The following is a 290-nucleotide window of genomic DNA, read 5'->3' as shown; positions in this document are numbered from 1 at the left end:
GTCTCGATGGAGCGGGCGGGAAAGCCCCGTACGGTGTCGTCGCTGCTCATGCGTACGAGAGTACGGGGCACCCGCCGCGAAGTCCCGGCACACCGGCCGCGGCGAAGCGGCGGAGGATGACGCGGGGAAGCGGCGGAGGAGGACCCGGGAAGCGGCGGAGGAAGACTCGGCGAACCGGCGGAGGAAGACTCGGCGAACCGGCGAAGGAAGACTCGGCGAACCGGCGAAGGGAGTCGCGGGGAAGCGGCGAAGGAAGACCCGGTGAGACGGCAAAGGGAGTCGCGGGAAAC

Source organism: Streptomyces capoamus (assembly GCF_014654935.1).
Lineage (GTDB): Bacteria > Actinomycetota > Actinomycetes > Streptomycetales > Streptomycetaceae > Streptomyces > Streptomyces capoamus.
This window is presented reverse-complemented; position numbering follows the sequence as displayed.